The sequence below is a fragment of the Actinomycetospora straminea genome, from assembly GCF_028737255.1.
In the GTDB taxonomy this organism is placed as follows: Bacteria; Actinomycetota; Actinomycetes; order Mycobacteriales; family Pseudonocardiaceae; genus Actinomycetospora; species Actinomycetospora straminea.
On sequence record NZ_JAQZAN010000003.1, the window covers coordinates 172,477 to 187,927 of the forward strand.

At 75.0% G+C, this 15,451-nt stretch carries 18 protein-coding genes; 7 read left to right on the top strand and 11 right to left on the bottom strand.

Annotated elements, in window-relative coordinates; translation table 11 throughout:
- Positions 1-93 precede the first annotated feature (93 nt).
- Positions 94-804 (top strand): SDR family NAD(P)-dependent oxidoreductase, encoded by a 711-nt coding sequence (locus PH190_RS06185; protein WP_274230607.1) that lies wholly within the window; start codon positions 94-96, stop codon positions 802-804.
- A gap of 66 nt (positions 805-870) precedes the next feature.
- Here PH190_RS06185 and PH190_RS06190 read toward each other — a convergent pair whose 3' ends face one another.
- From PH190_RS06190 to PH190_RS06200, 3 genes are all read right to left on the bottom strand, one after another.
- Complete coding sequence (locus tag PH190_RS06190; protein WP_274230608.1) at positions 871-1,356, bottom strand: hypothetical protein; 486 nt, start codon at positions 1,354-1,356, stop codon at positions 871-873.
- Between the two features lie 38 nt (positions 1,357-1,394).
- Positions 1,395-1,637 (bottom strand): GntR family transcriptional regulator, encoded by a 243-nt coding sequence (locus PH190_RS06195; RefSeq protein WP_274230609.1) that lies wholly within the window; start codon positions 1,635-1,637, stop codon positions 1,395-1,397.
- A gap of 124 nt (positions 1,638-1,761) precedes the next feature.
- The gene (locus PH190_RS06200; protein ID WP_274230610.1) at positions 1,762-2,349 is read right to left on the bottom strand and encodes an acyl-CoA-like ligand-binding transcription factor; all 588 of its coding nucleotides are present in this window, start codon (positions 2,347-2,349) and stop codon (positions 1,762-1,764) included.
- A gap of 93 nt (positions 2,350-2,442) precedes the next feature.
- Here PH190_RS06200 and mftA point away from each other — a divergent pair, with 93 nt between their 5' ends.
- From mftA to mftC, 3 genes are read left to right on the top strand one after another with little or no spacing between them, the layout of a single operon-like run.
- Positions 2,443-2,571, top strand: coding sequence for a mycofactocin precursor MftA (mftA, locus tag PH190_RS06205; protein WP_274230611.1), 129 nt, complete (start codon positions 2,443-2,445; stop codon positions 2,569-2,571).
- A complete protein-coding gene (gene mftB, locus PH190_RS06210) occupies positions 2,571-2,906 on the top strand; it encodes a mycofactocin biosynthesis chaperone MftB (RefSeq protein ID WP_274230612.1) in 336 nt (111 codons plus the stop codon). The genes mftA and mftB overlap by 1 nt, the downstream gene beginning before the upstream one ends.
- The gene (mftC, locus tag PH190_RS06215) at positions 2,903-4,123 is read left to right on the top strand and encodes a mycofactocin radical SAM maturase (protein ID WP_274230613.1); all 1,221 of its coding nucleotides are present in this window, start codon (positions 2,903-2,905) and stop codon (positions 4,121-4,123) included. Before mftB ends, mftC begins: the two co-directional genes overlap by 4 nt.
- Before the next feature lie 185 nt (positions 4,124-4,308).
- Here mftC and PH190_RS06220 read toward each other — a convergent pair whose 3' ends face one another.
- Positions 4,309-4,953: a hypothetical protein gene (locus tag PH190_RS06220; RefSeq protein WP_274230614.1), complete on the bottom strand. Its 645-nt coding sequence runs from the start codon at positions 4,951-4,953 to the stop codon at positions 4,309-4,311.
- A gap of 164 nt (positions 4,954-5,117) precedes the next feature.
- Here PH190_RS06220 and PH190_RS06225 point away from each other — a divergent pair, with 164 nt between their 5' ends.
- Positions 5,118-6,173: a class I fructose-bisphosphate aldolase gene (locus tag PH190_RS06225; RefSeq protein WP_274230615.1), complete on the top strand. Its 1,056-nt coding sequence runs from the start codon at positions 5,118-5,120 to the stop codon at positions 6,171-6,173.
- A gap of 5 nt (positions 6,174-6,178) precedes the next feature.
- On the opposite strand, the gene PH190_RS06230 is transcribed toward PH190_RS06225, so the two are convergent.
- From PH190_RS06230 to PH190_RS06255, 6 genes are all read right to left on the bottom strand, one after another.
- Positions 6,179-7,054 carry a LysR family transcriptional regulator gene (locus tag PH190_RS06230; RefSeq protein WP_274230616.1) on the bottom strand — a complete coding sequence of 292 codons (876 nt, stop codon included), beginning with the start codon at positions 7,052-7,054 and terminating at the stop codon, positions 6,179-6,181.
- 76 nt (positions 7,055-7,130) lie between these two features.
- On the bottom strand, positions 7,131-8,123 hold the full coding sequence (locus tag PH190_RS06235) for an AAA family ATPase (protein ID WP_274230617.1): 993 nt from the start codon (positions 8,121-8,123) through the stop codon (positions 7,131-7,133).
- Positions 8,110-8,583: a ribulose bisphosphate carboxylase small subunit gene (locus PH190_RS06240; RefSeq protein ID WP_274230618.1), complete on the bottom strand. Its 474-nt coding sequence runs from the start codon at positions 8,581-8,583 to the stop codon at positions 8,110-8,112. The genes PH190_RS06235 and PH190_RS06240 overlap by 14 nt, the downstream gene beginning before the upstream one ends.
- A gap of 10 nt (positions 8,584-8,593) precedes the next feature.
- Complete coding sequence (locus tag PH190_RS06245; RefSeq protein ID WP_274230619.1) at positions 8,594-10,018, bottom strand: form I ribulose bisphosphate carboxylase large subunit; 1,425 nt, start codon at positions 10,016-10,018, stop codon at positions 8,594-8,596.
- A gap of 35 nt (positions 10,019-10,053) precedes the next feature.
- On the bottom strand, positions 10,054-11,262 hold the full coding sequence (locus PH190_RS06250; RefSeq protein WP_274230620.1) for a GAF domain-containing sensor histidine kinase: 1,209 nt from the start codon (positions 11,260-11,262) through the stop codon (positions 10,054-10,056).
- On the bottom strand, positions 11,259-11,921 hold the full coding sequence (locus PH190_RS06255) for a response regulator (protein WP_274203653.1): 663 nt from the start codon (positions 11,919-11,921) through the stop codon (positions 11,259-11,261). Before PH190_RS06255 ends, PH190_RS06250 begins: the two co-directional genes overlap by 4 nt.
- 114 nt (positions 11,922-12,035) lie before the next feature.
- Here PH190_RS06255 and PH190_RS06260 point away from each other — a divergent pair, with 114 nt between their 5' ends.
- Both PH190_RS06260 and PH190_RS06265 read left to right on the top strand, forming a co-directional pair.
- The gene (locus PH190_RS06260) at positions 12,036-12,980 is read left to right on the top strand and encodes a phosphoribulokinase (protein WP_274230621.1); all 945 of its coding nucleotides are present in this window, start codon (positions 12,036-12,038) and stop codon (positions 12,978-12,980) included.
- Positions 12,977-13,699, top strand: a complete 723-nt coding sequence (locus PH190_RS06265; RefSeq protein ID WP_274230622.1) for an HAD-IA family hydrolase — start codon at positions 12,977-12,979, stop codon at positions 13,697-13,699. Before PH190_RS06260 ends, PH190_RS06265 begins: the two co-directional genes overlap by 4 nt.
- 177 nt (positions 13,700-13,876) lie before the next feature.
- Here PH190_RS06265 and PH190_RS06270 read toward each other — a convergent pair whose 3' ends face one another.
- A complete protein-coding gene (locus PH190_RS06270; RefSeq protein WP_274230623.1) occupies positions 13,877-15,349 on the bottom strand; it encodes an Hsp70 family protein in 1,473 nt (490 codons plus the stop codon).
- Positions 15,350-15,451 lie beyond the last annotated feature (102 nt).

Consider the following 15,451-nt stretch of genomic DNA (forward strand, 5'->3'; position numbering starts at 1 on the left):
GCCATCGTGCGGCGTTGTCGCGATCCCGTTGTTGCCACTGATACGCGACAAGTCGTGGGGATGGACCCGACCGCCCGCGGGAACCTCGGGCCGGTGAGCTCCACCGACCTCGCCGGCCGCACCGCGCTCGTCACCGGCGCGAGCCGGGGCCTGGGCCGCGCCATCGCCGCCGGCCTGGCGTCCGCGGGTGCCGCGGTGATCGGGGTGGCGCGGGACGGGGACGCGCTGTCGTCGGCGATGGAGGCGGTCGGCGGGCGGGCGCTGGTGCACGACCTGGCCGACGTCGACGGGATCGCCGCGCGCGTCGAGGGTCTCGAGGTCGACGTGCTGGTCAACGCCGCGGCGGTGATGAGCAGCAAGCGCTCGACGACCCTCGCCACGACGCTGGGGGAGTGGCGCGACGTGCGCGCGGTCGACCTCGACGCCCCGTTCGCGCTGGTCAGCGCGCTGGTGCCGGGGATGGCCCGGCGCCGGTGGGGGCGGGTGGTCAACCTGTCGGCGTGCCTCGGGCGCCTGACCGGTCCGGGCACGGCGGGCGGGCTCGCGCCCTACCGCGTCGCGAAGGCCGGGCTCAACGCGCTGACCCGCAACCTCGCCCACGAGCTCGCGCTGGGCCGGCGGGGCGTCCTCGTCGACGCGACCTGCCCCGGCCACTGCCGCACCGACATGGGCGGGCCCGACGCGCCCCGGTCGATCGAAGAGGGCGCGGACACGGCGATCTGGCTCTGCCGCCGGGCGTCCAGCCCGTCCGAGCCGGCGCCCACCGGGCGGTTGTGGGAGGACCGGGCCGAGGTGCCCTGGTAGGGCGCGGCTCGGGCGGTTACTGGCTCGTATCGCTCGCGCGGCGAGGGATACGAGCCAGTAACCACCTCAGAGGAGCTCAGTGCCCGGGGTCGCTGCTCCATGCTCGGCGTGCCGCGGGAGCCTCCGCCAGTCCAGCTCGTCCGCGAACACGGCGGGTTCATCGTGCGGTCCGGCCGATGTCTCGGGCGGCGGTCCGGGATCGTCGTCGCGCTCCTCGACGAGGTGGAGGCCGTGTCCCTGGTCGGCGAGCCAGAGGCGACGGACGCGGTTGACGCCGTCGCCGTGGTCGGTGGTCAGGAGTTCCAGGATCTCGAGCATCGCGAGGCCCCGGGCGTGGTCGAGCGGGCGGGCACTCGAGTCTGAGCCGGCGGCGAGGTGCTCCAGACAACGGCGATACCGGACCTCGTCGACCTCGAGGATCGCTGCGGGACCGTTGGGCCTGCGCGGCTCGATCCGCACCGACGACGCCGCCACGTCTACGTGCGCGTCGAGACCGCTCTCGCGCAGGAAGTCCACCAGGCGATCGAGCTCGGGACTCGGCGACCCCGGCACGGCGCGAGACGCTGGGTGCCGTCGTGAACGCCCGGGGGTCAGAGGTCGGCCAGGGCCGCGCGGGCGAGGTCCAGCGCGCGCTCGCGCGAGACGCCCAGCGCCATCACCCGCCGCGCGTACTCGGCGGCCAGCTCGCGGGCCGGGTCGGCGGCCGACTCCCCGCCCACGACGAAGGTGCCGAGCCGCCCACGCGTCTCCACGACCCCGGCCGCCTCCAGCTCGCGGTAGGCGCGGGCGACGGTGCCGGGCGCGAGGTTGAGGTCCCCGGCGAGGCGCCGCACCGCGGGCAGGCGGGTGTGGGGCGCAGCGCGCCGGTGCGGGCGAGCTCGGTGACACGGGCGCGCAGCTGCTCGTAGGGCGGATCGGTCGAGTCGGGGTCGAGGTCGATGAGCTCCTCGGGCGCGCTCACGGCGACGAGAACCCCCGCGCCAGGGCGTCGAACGCCTCCTCGACCAGAGCGCCCAGCGCCGCCGCGTCCGCCTCCGGGCGCACGTGCCAGGCGCTGAACACCGCGCGCATCGCCGCGACGACCGCGCGCCCGAACACCTGGGCGCGCAGCGAGGCGGGGTCGGTGCCCCAGCGCGCGGCGGCATCGGTGGCGAGGGTCTGCTCCCAGTCGCGGTAGCGGACCGTGGCCCGCGCGGCGAGCTCGGGCACGTCCTCGATGAGCCCGAGGCGCCGGCGCAGGGCGGGGAGCTCGGCGTCGGCGTAGTGGTTGACCGCGAGGAAGGCGGCGCGCGCGGCCGCGACCGGGTCGTCGCCGGGCTCCTCGCGCAGCACCGAGGCCAGCGCGGCCAGCCCGTCGTCCAGCTCGCCGAGCACCACGTCGAGCTTGGTGGGGAAGTACCGGAAGAAGGTCCGCCGGCCCACCCCGCCGGCGAGGGCGAGCTCGTCGACCGTGGTCTCGTCGAAGCCCTGCGTCGCGAACAGCTCGAGGGCGACGTCCTCGAGGCGCCGGGCGACCGGCACCCGTCGCGCGCTCCTCGTCGTCACCACACGAGCATCCTCTACCAACCCGGGTGGTCCGCCGCCCCCACCGAACGGACAGGGCAATCCCGTCCGCCGGACGTCTGGTGGTGGCACCGAGTGCCGCTTAGCGTTCGCAGCGCCCGAGGCACCGCTGGTGAGGAGGACGCGATGGAGGAGCACGAGGAACTGGTCGAGGAGACCCTCGTCGAGGAGGTCTCGATCGACGGCATGTGCGGCGTCTACTGATGTCGACGACGGCGGCGGGGGCCGGCCCGCGAGCCACCCCCGCCGGCGTCGAGCACTTCGACGCCGACCAGCCGTACCGGATCTCCGGCTCGGTCTCGGTGCGTCCGGAGTCCTTCGGCGCCCTGGTCTACGACTTCCACACCCGGCGGCTGTCGTTCCTCAAGACCCGGCCCCTGGTCCGGGTCGTGGAGACGCTCGCCGACCACCCCGACGTCCACGGCGCCCTCGAGGCCGCCGAGGTTCCTGCACACCAGCGGGACCAGTACCTGAAGGCCCTGGCCGGCCTGGCGCAGGCGGGCACCATCCAGCGGCGCTTGCAAGGGGACACCCCATGAAACTCGTCGACCACTTCGTCGAAGGCCTGAACTCCCCGATCTGCCTGACCTGGGAGCTCACCTACGCCTGCAACCTGTCCTGCGTGCACTGCCTGTCCAGCTCCGGCCGTCGCGACCCGAACGAGCTCTCCACCGAGGAGTGCAAGGCGGTCATCGACGAGCTGCAGCGCATGCAGGTCTTCTACGTCAACATCGGCGGCGGCGAGCCGACGGTCCGCAGCGACTTCTGGGAGCTGCTGGACTACGCGATCGCCCACGACGTCGGCGTGAAGTTCTCCACCAACGGCGTCAAGCTCGACGAGGCGCGCGCGAAGCAGCTCGCGGCCACCGACTACGTCGACGTGCAGATCTCCCTCGACGGCGCGACGGCCGAGGTCAACGACCACGTCCGCGGGCCCGGCTCCTACGCCACGGCGATCCGGGCGATGGAGAACCTGTACGCGGCCGGGTTCGGGCAGTTCAAGATCAGCGTGGTGGTGACCCGCCACAACGTCGACCAGCTCGACGAGTTCAAGGCCATCGCCGACCGCTACGGCGCCCAGCTGCGGATCACCCGCTTCCGTCCCTCGGGTCGCGGCGCCGACTCGTGGGACGAGCTGCACCCCACCCGCGAGCAGCAGCGCCAGCTCTACGACTGGCTCGTCGCCCGCGGCGAGGACGTCCTCACCGGCGACTCGTTCTTCCACCTCTCCGCGTTCGGCCAGGAGCTGCCGGGGCTGAACCTGTGCGGCGCGGGGCGCGTGGTGTGCCTGATCGACCCGGTCGGCGACGTCTACGCCTGCCCGTTCGCCATCCACGAGCAGTTCCTCGCCGGCAACGTCCGGTCGCCGGGCGGCTTCGACACCGTGTGGCGGGAGTCGGAGCTGTTCGCCGAGCTGCGCGGACCGCAGTCCGGCGGGGCGTGCACGAAGTGCTCGCACTACGACGCCTGCCAGGGCGGCTGCATGGCGGCGAAGTTCTTCACCGGCCTGCCGCTCGACGGCCCGGACCCGGAGTGCGTGCTGGGCAACGGCGAGCGCGAGCTCGCGAAGCTCGAGATGGATACCGTCGTCCCCAAGCCGTCACTGGACCACTCCCACCGCACGACCCGGGGTCCGCGCAAGGACGGCGGGCCGGTGCCGCTGACGCTGTCGGTGCGCCGCCCCGACCGGGCCTGCGACTCCGACCCCCTCGCCGGCGAGGGCACCCGCCTGCCCGCCGGCATCCGTGTCGGCTGATCCTCCGGGAGCGGAGGGCGGTCGGTTGATCTCCCCCGGTGCCGCGGGCGATCCCCGCGGCGCCGGGGTGAGCCCCACCGGCGCCAGGGGACGACCGTGTCACGGGGAGACGCCTCCCTCTCGAGGCGTCGGTGCGGGCGGACCCGTGTCCCGAGGACACGGCTCCTGACCCTCGGTTCCCGGACCTAGTCCGACGAGCTGCTCGACGACGAGCCCGAGTCGCTCGACGACGACGAGCCCGAGTCGCTCGACGACGACGAGGACCCGGAGTCGCTCGACGACGAGCCCGAGTCGCTCGACGAGGACCCGGCGTCCGACCAGCTCGAGCCGGACCAGCCGGAGTCGGACCCGCCCGACCAGCCGCCGTGGTCGTGGTGGCCGTGGTGGTGGCCGTGGTGCCACGGCTGGTGGTGGTCGTGGCCGGGCCAGCCCGACGGGTCGTACCAGGGACCCGGGCCACCGCTGCCGCCGCCCCGGCCCGGCGCCCCGTACCCGCCGGCGGAGCCTCGCGGACCGCCGGCGAAGCCGCCCGGACCGCCGTCCCGGTGCCCGTACGGACCGCCCGCGACGGCGGACCGGGCCAGCCCCGTCATGCCCGCGAACATCCGCGCCCGGGCGAGGTTGATGAACGCGAGGCTCATCAGCGCCGACACCGCGGCGAGGCCGAGGACGGCGCCGACGAGGTGCCCGGTCGACGGTGAGCCGATGACGATCGTGACGACGGTGAGGACCGCCGCGACCTCGAGGACGATCGCGAGGACGACGAGCAGGCGCGCCCGGCGCACGGGGTCCGAGCCGTTCGGTGACGGGAACAGCGGGTGATCGGTCACGATGCGTCATTCTGGGGGGCGCATCGGGCCCGCGACAAGCGTCGATGTGACCGCGAGTAGTCATTGCCGGGATCTCCCCCGTCGGCTCCACCGCGCAGGGGACGTCGTGGCCCGCGGGCGTTCCTAGCGTCGGTCGACGCGCATGACCGCCCGAGGAGGCCGCCGTGACCACGACCGCCGCGACCAGCCCGACCCGCCCGACCCGCCGCACCGGCCCGACCACCACGCCGACGTCCGAGGAGCTGCGCGCCACCGCCGCGCGCCTCGTCGCCGGGTGGCGCGGCATCCTCGCCGCCGACGAGAGCCCGCGGACCATGTCGCGCCGCCTCGCCGACGCCGGCGTCGCCCCCACCGAGGAGCAGCGCCGGGCGTACCGCGAGCTGCTCCTGACCACCGAGGACCTCGAGGCGGGTGTCAGCGGCGTCATCCTGTGCGACGAGACGCTGCGCCAGCACCTCGCCGACGGCCGCCCGTTCCCCGCCGCGCTCGCCGACGCCGGCATCCAGACCGGGATCAAGGTGGACACCGGCACCGCGCCCCTCGACGGCGGCGAGGACGGCGAGACGGTGACCGAGGGCCTCGACGGGCTCGCGGACCGCGTCGCGGAGTACGTCGCGCTCGGCGCCGAGTTCGCGAAGTGGCGCGCGGTGCTGCACCTCGGCGCCGGGCGTCCGTCGCCCCGGGCGCTCGAGGCGGCAGCCGAGGCGCTCGCCGCCTACGCGCGCACCTGCCAGGTCGGCGGCCTCGTGCCGATCGTCGAGCCGGAGATCCTCAGCGCCGGCGGGCACCGCATCGAGGTGTGCGCCGCCGCGACCGCCCGCACGCTGGCCACGCTCGCCCGCGCCCTCGACCGCGCGGGCGTCGACCCGGCGGCGATGGTGCTCAAGCCGAACATGGTCACCGCGGGCGAGGGCGCGCGGCAGGCGGCCGGTCCCGCCGAGGTCGCCCGCGCCACCGTCGACACCCTGCGCGCGACGATGCCCGACGAGCTCGCCGGCGTCGCGTTCCTCTCCGGCGGCCAGCCCTCGGCGACCGCCGCCGCGAACCTCGCCGCGATCCGCCGCCTCGGCGGGCCCTGGCGGCTGACGTTCTCGTTCGGGCGGGCGCTCGTGTCGCCGGCGCTGCTCGCGTGGCGTGGCGACCCGGCCGCCGTCGACGCGGGCCGCGCGGCCCTGCGGCGGGAGGTCGACCGGGTCGTCGCCGCCGGAACAGCCGCCTGACCAGCTCAGACCCGCACCCAGCCGAGCTCCTCGTCCTCCAGCAGGTGGCGGACGAGGAGCTCGGTGCTGGCCGTGGCGTCGGGGTGGGTGACGAAGTGCCAGGGGCGCGCGATCGGGACGCCCGGCACCGCCAGCTCCACCAGCGCGCCCTCGTCGAGCAGGCGCGCGACGCCCTCGCGCGCCACCAGTGTCACCCCGAGCCCGGCCCGCGCCGCGGCGATCGTCGCGCCGTGGGAGCCGAGCACCATGCGGGGCGGGTCGCCGGGCAGGGCCTCGAGCAGGGCGGTGAGGGTGGCGCGGATGCCGGAGCCGGTCTCGCGCAGCAGCCAGGTCGCAGTCGCCGGGTCGAAGCCGGCCGCCGCGTCCGGGGCACCGACGACGGTCAGCGTGTTCTCGCGCCGCGCGCGCACCCGGCCGTCGAGGTCACCCGGCGGGCTCCCGGCGACGACGACGTCGAGCTCGTGGTGGCGCAGCATCGCCCACACCGCGGCGCTGGGGGAGACGTCGACGCCGACCCCGACGTGCGGGTGGCGGGCGCGGAAGGAGGCGAGCAGGGCGGGCAGGAGGTGCTCGCCGGCGGTGGTGACGGCGCCGAGACGGATGTGCCCGTGCTCCGGGTCGGCCTCGCCACGCGCGGCGGTCGTGGCCTCGTCGAGCAGGCCGAGGATGCGGCGGGCGTAGTCGGCGTAGCGGGCGCCGGCGGGGGTGAGGCGCACGCCGCGCCCGTCGCGCTCCAGCAGCGCGACGCCGACCTCCTCGGCCAGCGCGCGCACGGCCGCCGACACCGTGGACTCGGTGACCACCAGCGCCGCCGCCGCCCCGCGCACCGACCCCCGGTCGGCGAGCGCGACGAACGCCCGCAGGCGCGCGGTGGTGGTCACCCGCCGAACCTATGTGAGCGATATTCCCGGCTATAGCCGGGAATATCGCTCACATAGACCGTTCGCACCAACGAGGTCAGGAGCGGTGCCCGCCGGCGAAGACGCGGCTGGCGCGCAGGTCGGCGGCCTCGAGGGTGGTGAGGTCGGCGAGGCCGACGCGGCTGCCGCCCTCGGAGAGCCGCCGGGCCTGGCGCATGCGGGCGCGGTCGAGGGCGTTGCGCACGCTGCGGGCGCCGGCGAACCACTCCTGCTCGCGGCGCAGCGCCAGGTACTCCCGCAGTGCGGTGTGCGCCTCGGCCGAGAACCCCAGCCCCTGCTCGGCGACCATGCCCTCGGCGATCGTCACCAGCTCGTCGGCGCTGAAGTCCGGGAAGTCGACGTGGTGCGCGATCCGGCTCTGCATCCCGGGGTTGGCCTCGAAGAACGTCGCCATCCGGTCGGCGTAGCCGGCGAGCACGACGACGAGGTCGTCGCGGTGCGCTTCCATCGCCTGCAGGAGGATCTCGATGGCCTCGCCGCCGTAGTCGCGCTCGTTGCCCGGACGGTGCAGGTAATAGGCCTCGTCGACGAACAGCACGCCGCCGCGCGCCTTGCCGACGATCTCCTTCGTCTTGGGCGCGGTGTGCCCGACGTACTGGCCGACGAGGTCGTCGCGCGTCGCGGTGACGAGGTGCCCGCGGCGCAGGAGGCCCAGGCCCTTGAGCAGGTCGCCGATCCGCTGCGCGACGGTCGTCTTGCCCGTGCCGGGGTTGCCGGTGAAGCACATGTGCAGGGTCGGGCGGTCGGTCGTCACGCCGAAGCGCTCGCGGACCCGGTCGACGACCAGCAGCGCCGCCAGCTCGCGCAGCCGCTCCTTGACCGGCGCGAGGCCGACGAGCTCGCGGTCGAGGCGGTCGAGGACGTCGTCGACCCCGGCCTCCCGGCGGACGTCGTCGAGGTCGACGACGGCGTCGGGGGCGAGCGTCTCGGCGGGGGTCTCCTCGACGTCGTCGGGCGGCGAGGCGACGGCCGGACGGGACGCCCGCCCGGCCGTCGCGAAGGAGACCCGTCCGTTGTCAGTGCTGCCCATGGCCGGACCCGTGACCGTTGCTCCGCGAGCCGCCCCGGGCGCCGCCGTAGCGCGCGCCCGCGGGCCGTTCGGTGGCGTAGGAGTGGATCGAGTAGGTGACGCGCCGGTCCGCGCCCTCCTGGCGGTCGACGCGGAAGCCGGGCTCCTCGCTCGGCCGGTTGACCAGGAACGACAGCGCCACGGTCTGCCGTCCGAGGCTCGCGTCGTAGGCGTTGACGCGCACGTAGTGCTCCGGGTGCTCGCCGCGGCACGCGCGCACCTCGTCGAGCACCGCGGCGGGGTCGGCCAGGTCGAACAGCGGCAGGCCCCACATCTCCCAGTAGGTGTTCCGGGGGTGCGGGTCGTCGGTGTACTCCACCGAGCAGGGCCAGCCGTGCTCGAGCGCGTAGGCGATCTGCGCGGTGATCTCGTCGTCGGTCAGGTCGGGCAGGAACGAGAAGGTTCCCTGGGTGATGCGCACGGTGTCCTCCTCAGGCGGGCGTGGGGGTGGCGTCGACGGTGTCGGTGGACGCGTAGTCGAAGGTGACGTCGCCCCACGTCGACAGGGCCATGTCCAGCGGCTTGTTGCGCTTCGCGGCGTCGCGGAGGATCTCCGGGCCCTCGGTGAGGTAGTCGCGGCCCTCGTTGCGCGCCTTGATCATCGACTCGACGGCGACGCGGTTGGCCTCGGCGCCCGCGGCGATGCCCATCGGGTGGCCGATGGTGCCGCCGCCGAACTGCAGGACGGTGTCCTCGCCGAGGTGGTGCAGCAGCTGGTGCATCTGGCCGGCGTGGATGCCGCCGGAGGCCACCGGCATGACCGCGGGCATCGACACCCAGTCCTGCTCGAAGTAGAGGCCCTTCGACGGGTCGGCGTCGTAGCGGCCCTTGCGCAGCACGTCGTAGAAGCCGTGCACCGACGCCGGGTCGCCCTCGAGCTTGCCGACGACCGTGCCGGCGTGGATGTGGTCGACGCCCGCGAGGCGCATCCACTTGGAGATGACGCGGAAGCTCACGCCGTGGTTCTTCTGGCGGGTGTAGGTCGCGTGGCCGGCGCGGTGCAGGTGCAGGATCACGCCGTTGCGCCGCGCCCACTTCGCGAGCGACTGGATCGCCGTGTAGCCGACGGTCAGGTCGACCATGACGATGACGCTGCCCAGGTCGCGGGCGAACTCGGCGCGCTCGTAGATGTCCTCCATGTCCGCGGCGGTGACGTTGAGGTAGTGGCCCTTGACCTCGCCGGTCTCGGCCTGCGCCCGGTTCACCGCCTCCATGCAGGCGAGGTAGCGGTCCCGCCAGCGCATGAAGGGCTGCGAGTTGATGTTCTCGTCGTCCTTGGTGAAGTCCAGCCCGCCGCGCAGGGCCTCGTAGACGACGCGGCCGTAGTTGCGCGCCGAGAGGCCGAGCTTCGGCTTCGTCGTCGCGCCGAGCAGCGGGCGGCCGAACTTGTTGAGGTACTCGCGCTCGGTGACGATCCCGTGCGCCGGGCCCTGGAACGTCTTGACGTAGTGCGGCGGGATGCGCATGTCCTCGAGGCGCAGGGCCTTGAGCGGCTTGAAGCCGAAGACGTTGCCGATGATGGAGCTGGTCAGGTTCGCGATCGACCCTTCCTCGAACAGGTCGAGGTCGTAGGCGATGTGGGCGATCCACTGCCCCTCGACGCCCGGGACGGGCTCCACGCGGTAGCACTTCGCCTGGTAGTGCTCGAAGGTCGTGAGCCGGTCGGTCCAGACGACGGTCCACGTCGCCGTGCTCGACTCGCCGGCGACCGCGGCGCCCGCCTCCTCGGGGGGCACCCCGTCCTGCGGCGTCACGCGGAACGCGCAGAGCAGGTCGGTGTCCTTCGGTTCGTAGTCGGGCTGCCAGTACCCCATCTCCGCGTAGGGGATGACGCCCGCACTCCATCGATCGGCCATGGCCTGAGCGTGCGGGCCGACGATGCGCAGGACAATCAAGTGTTCCGGGCGGACCCTTCGCCGTTCGTCTCATCGTCGAGGGGGACGGTGACGGTCACCGACGTCCCGGTGCCCGGCCGGGAGATCACGCGCACGGTGCCGCCGACCAGCTCCGCGCGCTCGCGCACCGAGGCGAGGCCGTAGCCGCGCGAGCCGGCGGCGGGGTCGAACCCGACACCGTCGTCGGCGAGCACGAGGTGCACGCCACTGCTGGTGGGCTCGAGCCGGACGCCGACCTCGTCCGCCCGCGCGTGCTTGAGGACGTTCTGCAGGGTCTCCTGGGCGATCCGGTACAGCGCGACCTCGACGTGCTCGGGCAGGCGGCGGTCGTCGAGGTCGAGGACGACGCGCACGTCGGGCAGCCCGCGGGCCAGCGCGGCGAGCGCGCCGGCGAGCCCGAGGTCGTCGAGCACCGGCGGGCGCAGCGCCCCGATCGCGGCGCGGGCCTCGTCGAGGGTGGTGAGGACGAGGTCGCAGGCCGTCGCGAGGTCGGTCCGCGCGGCCTCCGCCTCGCCCCGGTCGAGGAAGGTGCGCACGGCGTCGAGGTGGAACGACAGCGTCACGAGCCGCTGCGAGATGCCGTCGTGGATGTCGCGCGCCAGCCGCTGCCGCTCGGCCTCCTGCGCCGCGACCATCTGCTCGGCGAACCGCCCGTGGGCCTCCTCGCGGGCGGCGAGCCGGCGGTGCATCCGGGCCTGGTGCACCGCGCCCGCCACGAGCCGCCCGATGGTGCGCAGCACGCGGACGTCGCGGTCGTCGAACTCGCGGCGCGCGACGGTGTGCACGTTGAGCACCCCGACCAGGCCCGCCGGCTCGCTCTCCATCGGCACCGACACCATCGACGTGTACGCCTCGCCGCGCAGCTCCGGGATGGCGACGTAGCGGGGGTCGTCCTGCTTGTCGGCGGGGATGACGACGGGCTCGCGGTGGCTCGCGACCCAGCCCGTCACGCCCGTCCCGAGGGGGAGCCGCACCGCGCCGACCTGGGCGTCGAAGGGCGGGGTGGCGCCGGCGAGGGTCAGCGAGGGCTCGGCGTCGTCGAGGACGTGGACGAAGCAGACGTCGGTGGCCGTGGCCTCGGTGATCACGCGGGCGACCGCGGCGGCCAGCGGCTCCACGCCCGGCCCGCTCGTCGCGGCCTCGATGATCGCGAGCAGGACGGCGTTCTCCCGCTCGGGATCGGCGAGGCCCAGGCCGCTCGTCACCGGAACACCCCCTCGCGCAGCGCCGCCGCGACGGCCGCCGTGCGGTCGGGCACCGCGAGCTTGCGCAGCAGCGAGCGCACGTGGCTCTTCACCGTCTCGTCGCCGATGACCAGCTCGGCGGCGATCGCGCGGTTGCTGTGCCCGGCGACGAGCAGCGCGAGGACCTCGCTCTCCCGCTGGGTGAGCCCGAGGTGCGCGCCCGGCCAGAACTCGTCGCGCTCCAGGCGGGCCGCCGACGCCGCGGCGCGCCCGGCCATCGTCGCGTCGACCACCGTCGTCCCGGACGCGGCGAGCTCGAGGTGGCGGACGAGCTCCTCGCCGCCGATGTGCTTGAGCAGGTAGCCGGCGGCCCCGGCGCGCAGGGCCTGGTAGAGGTACTGCTCGTCGTCGTAGACCGAGAGCAGCACGACCTTCTGCCCCGGCGCGCGCTCGGCGAGGCTGCGGCACAGGTCGAGGCCGCTGTCGCCGCGCAGGCGCACGTCGCACAGGACGATGTCGGGGGCCAGCGACACGGCGACGTCGAGGGCCTCGCGGGCGCCGTTCGCGCTGCCCACCACCCGGACCCGACCGGCGAACGGGGCGAGCATCGCCTTGAGCCCGACGATCACCATCTCGTGGTCGTCGACGAGGACCACGCGCAGCGGTGCGGTCCCCGTCATCCGGCTCACCCTAGGGACGGCGCTGCGCGGCGTCTCCCCCGTCGCACCCCCCGTCACGGGGGAGTAGGGGCCGGGCGGCGGTACCTAGCGTCCGGGTCGACGAAGGGAGACCTCGTGCCCGACAAGTCCCTGCGCATCCGGCGCGCCGGCGGTGTGCCGTCGTCCCGTCGCCCGGTGATGCTCGCGATCGCCGGGGACAGTGCCGCCGGCAAGACGACGATGACCCGCGGTCTGGTGGAGGCCCTCGGGCCCGAGCGGTGCGTGTCGCTGTGCACCGACGACTACCACCGCTACGACCGGGAGGAGCGCAAGGAGCTGCCGTTCACCGCGCTCCACCCCGACTGCAACCACCTCGAGATCATGGAGCAGCACCTGCAGCTGCTCGCGACGGGCGCGCCCGTGCTCAAGCCGGTCTACGACCACGGCACCGGCGAGCTCGTGCGCCCCGAGCTGGTCGAGCCCGCCGAGTTCGTCATCGTCGAGGGCCTCTTCCCGCTGTGGAGCAAGCTCTCCCGGGCCTGCTTCGACGTCACCGTCTTCCTCGACCCGCCCGAGGAGATCCGCCGCGGGTGGAAGGTCGCCCGGGACACGAGCAAGCGCGGCTACACCGAGGAGAAGGTGCTCGCCGAGCTCGAGCGCCGCGAGCCCGAGTCGGAGGCCTACATCCGCCCGCAGCGGGCCAACGCCGACCTCGTCGTGCGCTTCGCGCCGATCGAGAGCCGCGACGACCCGCCCGACACGCCGCTGTCGGCGACGATGATGATGCGCCCGACCATCGACCACCCCGACCTCACCGAGGCCCTGCAGCCGGGACTGTCGCGCGCCATGCACCTCAAGCTCGAGCGGGATCGCGACGGCCGGCCCGTCGAGTCGCTGCACGTGCACGGCTACGTGCCGCGCGAGGAGAGCCTCGCGGTGGAGAAGGCGATCTGGACCTCGCTCGGCGCGCCCGACACCGAGACCCCGGAGTGCCTGGGGCGGCTCGGTGAGGCGCGCAGCGAGCCGCTCGCGATCGCCCAGCTCCTGCTGCTCTACCACCTCACGGAGGCGGCGCGGTGATCCCCGATCTGCCCGAGGCCGTCGTCTTCGACGTCGACGGCACCCTCGCCGACACCGAGCGCGACGGGCACCGCGTGGCGTTCAACGAGGCGTTCGCCGCGCACGGGCTCGACCTGTCGTGGGGCGTCGAGCACTACGGCGAGCTGCTGACGATCACCGGCGGCCGGCAGCGGGTCGCGGCGGCGCTGCGGGCGCAGGGGGTCGACGACGCCGAGGAGCTCGCCGCGGCCGTGCACCGCACGAAGACCGACCTGTTCGTCGACGTGGTGCGGCGCGGCGAGATCGGCCCGCGCCCGGGGCTGCCCGCGCTGGTCGACGACCTGCGCGCTCGCGGCGTCCGCATCGCCGTCGCCACGACGGGCCGGCGGGCGTGGGTGGAGCCGTTGCTCGCCCACCTGTTGGGCGCGGGGACCGCGGAGGTCGTGGTGTGCGGCGACGACGTCGCGGAGCTCAAGCCCGACCCGGAGGCCTACCGGCTCGCGCTCGCCCGGCTCGACGTCGACGCCGCGCGGATCGTGGCGGTCGAGGACTCGGGGCCGGGGCTGCGGGCGGCGCTGGCGGCGGGGATCGCGACGGTCGTGGTCACGAACCACTACACCGCCGACCACGACGTCCGCGGCGCGGCGATCGTGCGCGAGGCCTACGACACCCCGACGCCGCTCACGGCCGCCGAGCTCGGCACCGCCCTCGCCCGCACCCCCCGCGCCCGCGCTCACTGACCGGGGCCAGCCTGGCGTCCACGCTGGCGTTGAACGCCAGTTTCTCCACCCGCTTGACCCCGCGGGAGTCACGCCACGTCCGGCCGAGATCGTGGTGGCTTTCCTGACGTTGGACGCCAGCGTGGACGCCAGGCTGCCACACCCCGGGCCTCGCTCGTCGGCTGCCGCTGGCTGGTTCTACTGCTGCTGCTGCTGGTCGGGCGGGGTCGGGGTGTCGTCGCCGGGGCTCTGGTCGGGGTCCTCGGGGCCGGGGTCGTGGCGGTCGGTGTCGTGGCGGTCGGTGTCGTCGCGGCCCTCGTCGTGCCGGTCGTCGCGGCCCTGGTCATGCCGGTCGTCGGGCCGGTCGTGCGAGCCGCGGGGGCGGTGCTCCGACGTCTCGGTGGGCGTCGTGGTGCTGGTGGTGGTCCGGGTCCGGGGGGTCACGGCGCGGGTCGTGGTGTCGGTGGTGGTGTCGGTGGTGGTGTCGGCGACCGAGGTGACCTCCGGCTCGGCCGTCTCCACGGGCTCGGTCGTCGTGGTCTCCGCCGCGACCGGCGCCGGCGGCAGCGGCGCGGGCGGGGCCGCGACGGCCGGGGACGCGGCGCCGAGCAGGGCGAGCGTGCCCCCACCGGCCGCGCCCAGCACGATCGCGGCCGCGGCGAGCCCGGCGGCCAGGCCCCGCCGCGGGCGCCGGCGCGCCGCACCGGCGGCGACCGGCCGGGCCGGCGACGGCGCCGGGAGGGCCGCGGCTCCCACGACGGCGGGCGCGGGGTGCTCGACGCGCACGGTCGCGGGCTCCGCGTCCACCACCGCACGGGGCGGCGGGGGAGCCGCCGCCCGGAGATGCGCGCCGAGCCGGGCGGCGCCGATCGCGACCGCGTGCTCCGGCTCCGGCCCGGCCTCGACCGGGCGGCCCAGCGCCGCGCCCAGCGACGCCGCCAGCACGCCCATCCGCGTCGTGCGTCCCGTGAGCAGGACGCCGTCGAGGTCGGCCGCGGCGAGGCCGGCGCTCGCGAGCGTCCGGTGCAGGGTGGCGAGGATGCGCTCCTCGGTGGGCTCGTCGTCGTCGGGGTGCTCGACGCTCTCGGGCCGCCCGAGGACCGTGGTCCCGCCGCCCGCGTGCGCCACCACGGTGGCGTCGAGGCTGCCGCCGCCGAGGTCGACGACGGCGAGCGTCCCGTCGGCGACGGCCCAGCGCCGCGCGAGGTGGTCGGTGACGGCCGCCTCCGGCGCGGTGACGAGGGCGACCGCGTCGAGGCCGAGCGTGGCCGCCACCTCGGCGAACGCGTCGCGGTGCGCCGCACCCCACGTCGCCGGGTGCGTGAGCACGACGCTGTCGGGCGCCCCGCCCTCGCGCTGCGCGACGAGGTCGACGACCCGGCGCAGCAGCACCCCGAGCAGCGCGCTCGCGGCGAAGGGCGCCCCGCCGAGCGAGAACGGCACGGGGTCGAGGAGGCGGGGGCGGATGCCGCGGGCGATGCGGGTCGGCTCGTCGGCCGCGCGCCGCTCGGCGTCGTCACCGATCAGCGGCGACCCCTCGGCCGGCCACAGCAGCAGCGACGGGATGGCCGCGCTGCGCTCGCCGAGGATGACGACACCGGCGCCGCCGGGACGGTGGACGGCGGCCGTGGTGGCCGTCGTGCCGAGGTCGACACCGAGGTGGTAGCTCATCGCGGTCTCCGGTGGGCGGGGGCGGGCGGGACGATCACGAGCTTGGGGCCGCCGGGGCGCGCACGGAGTAGGGAAGACCCGACCCCGCGCGGGGAGGACCCG

Excerpts from the sequence above, each read along its gene's own strand:
- PH190_RS06270 (WP_274230623.1), bottom strand. The coding sequence starts at position 15,349 with ATGAGCTACCACCTCGGTGTCGACCTCGGCACGACGGCCACCACGGCC.
- PH190_RS06235 (WP_274230617.1), bottom strand. The coding sequence starts at position 8,123 with ATGGGCAGCACTGACAACGGACGGGTCTCCTTCGCGACGGCCGGGCGG.
- mftC (WP_274230613.1), top strand. The coding sequence starts at position 2,903 with ATGAAACTCGTCGACCACTTCGTCGAAGGCCTGAACTCCCCGATCTGC.
- PH190_RS06245 (WP_274230619.1), bottom strand. The coding sequence starts at position 10,018 with ATGGCCGATCGATGGAGTGCGGGCGTCATCCCCTACGCGGAGATGGGG.
- PH190_RS06255 (WP_274203653.1), bottom strand. The coding sequence starts at position 11,921 with ATGACGGGGACCGCACCGCTGCGCGTGGTCCTCGTCGACGACCACGAG.
- mftB (WP_274230612.1), top strand. The coding sequence starts at position 2,571 with ATGTCGACGACGGCGGCGGGGGCCGGCCCGCGAGCCACCCCCGCCGGC.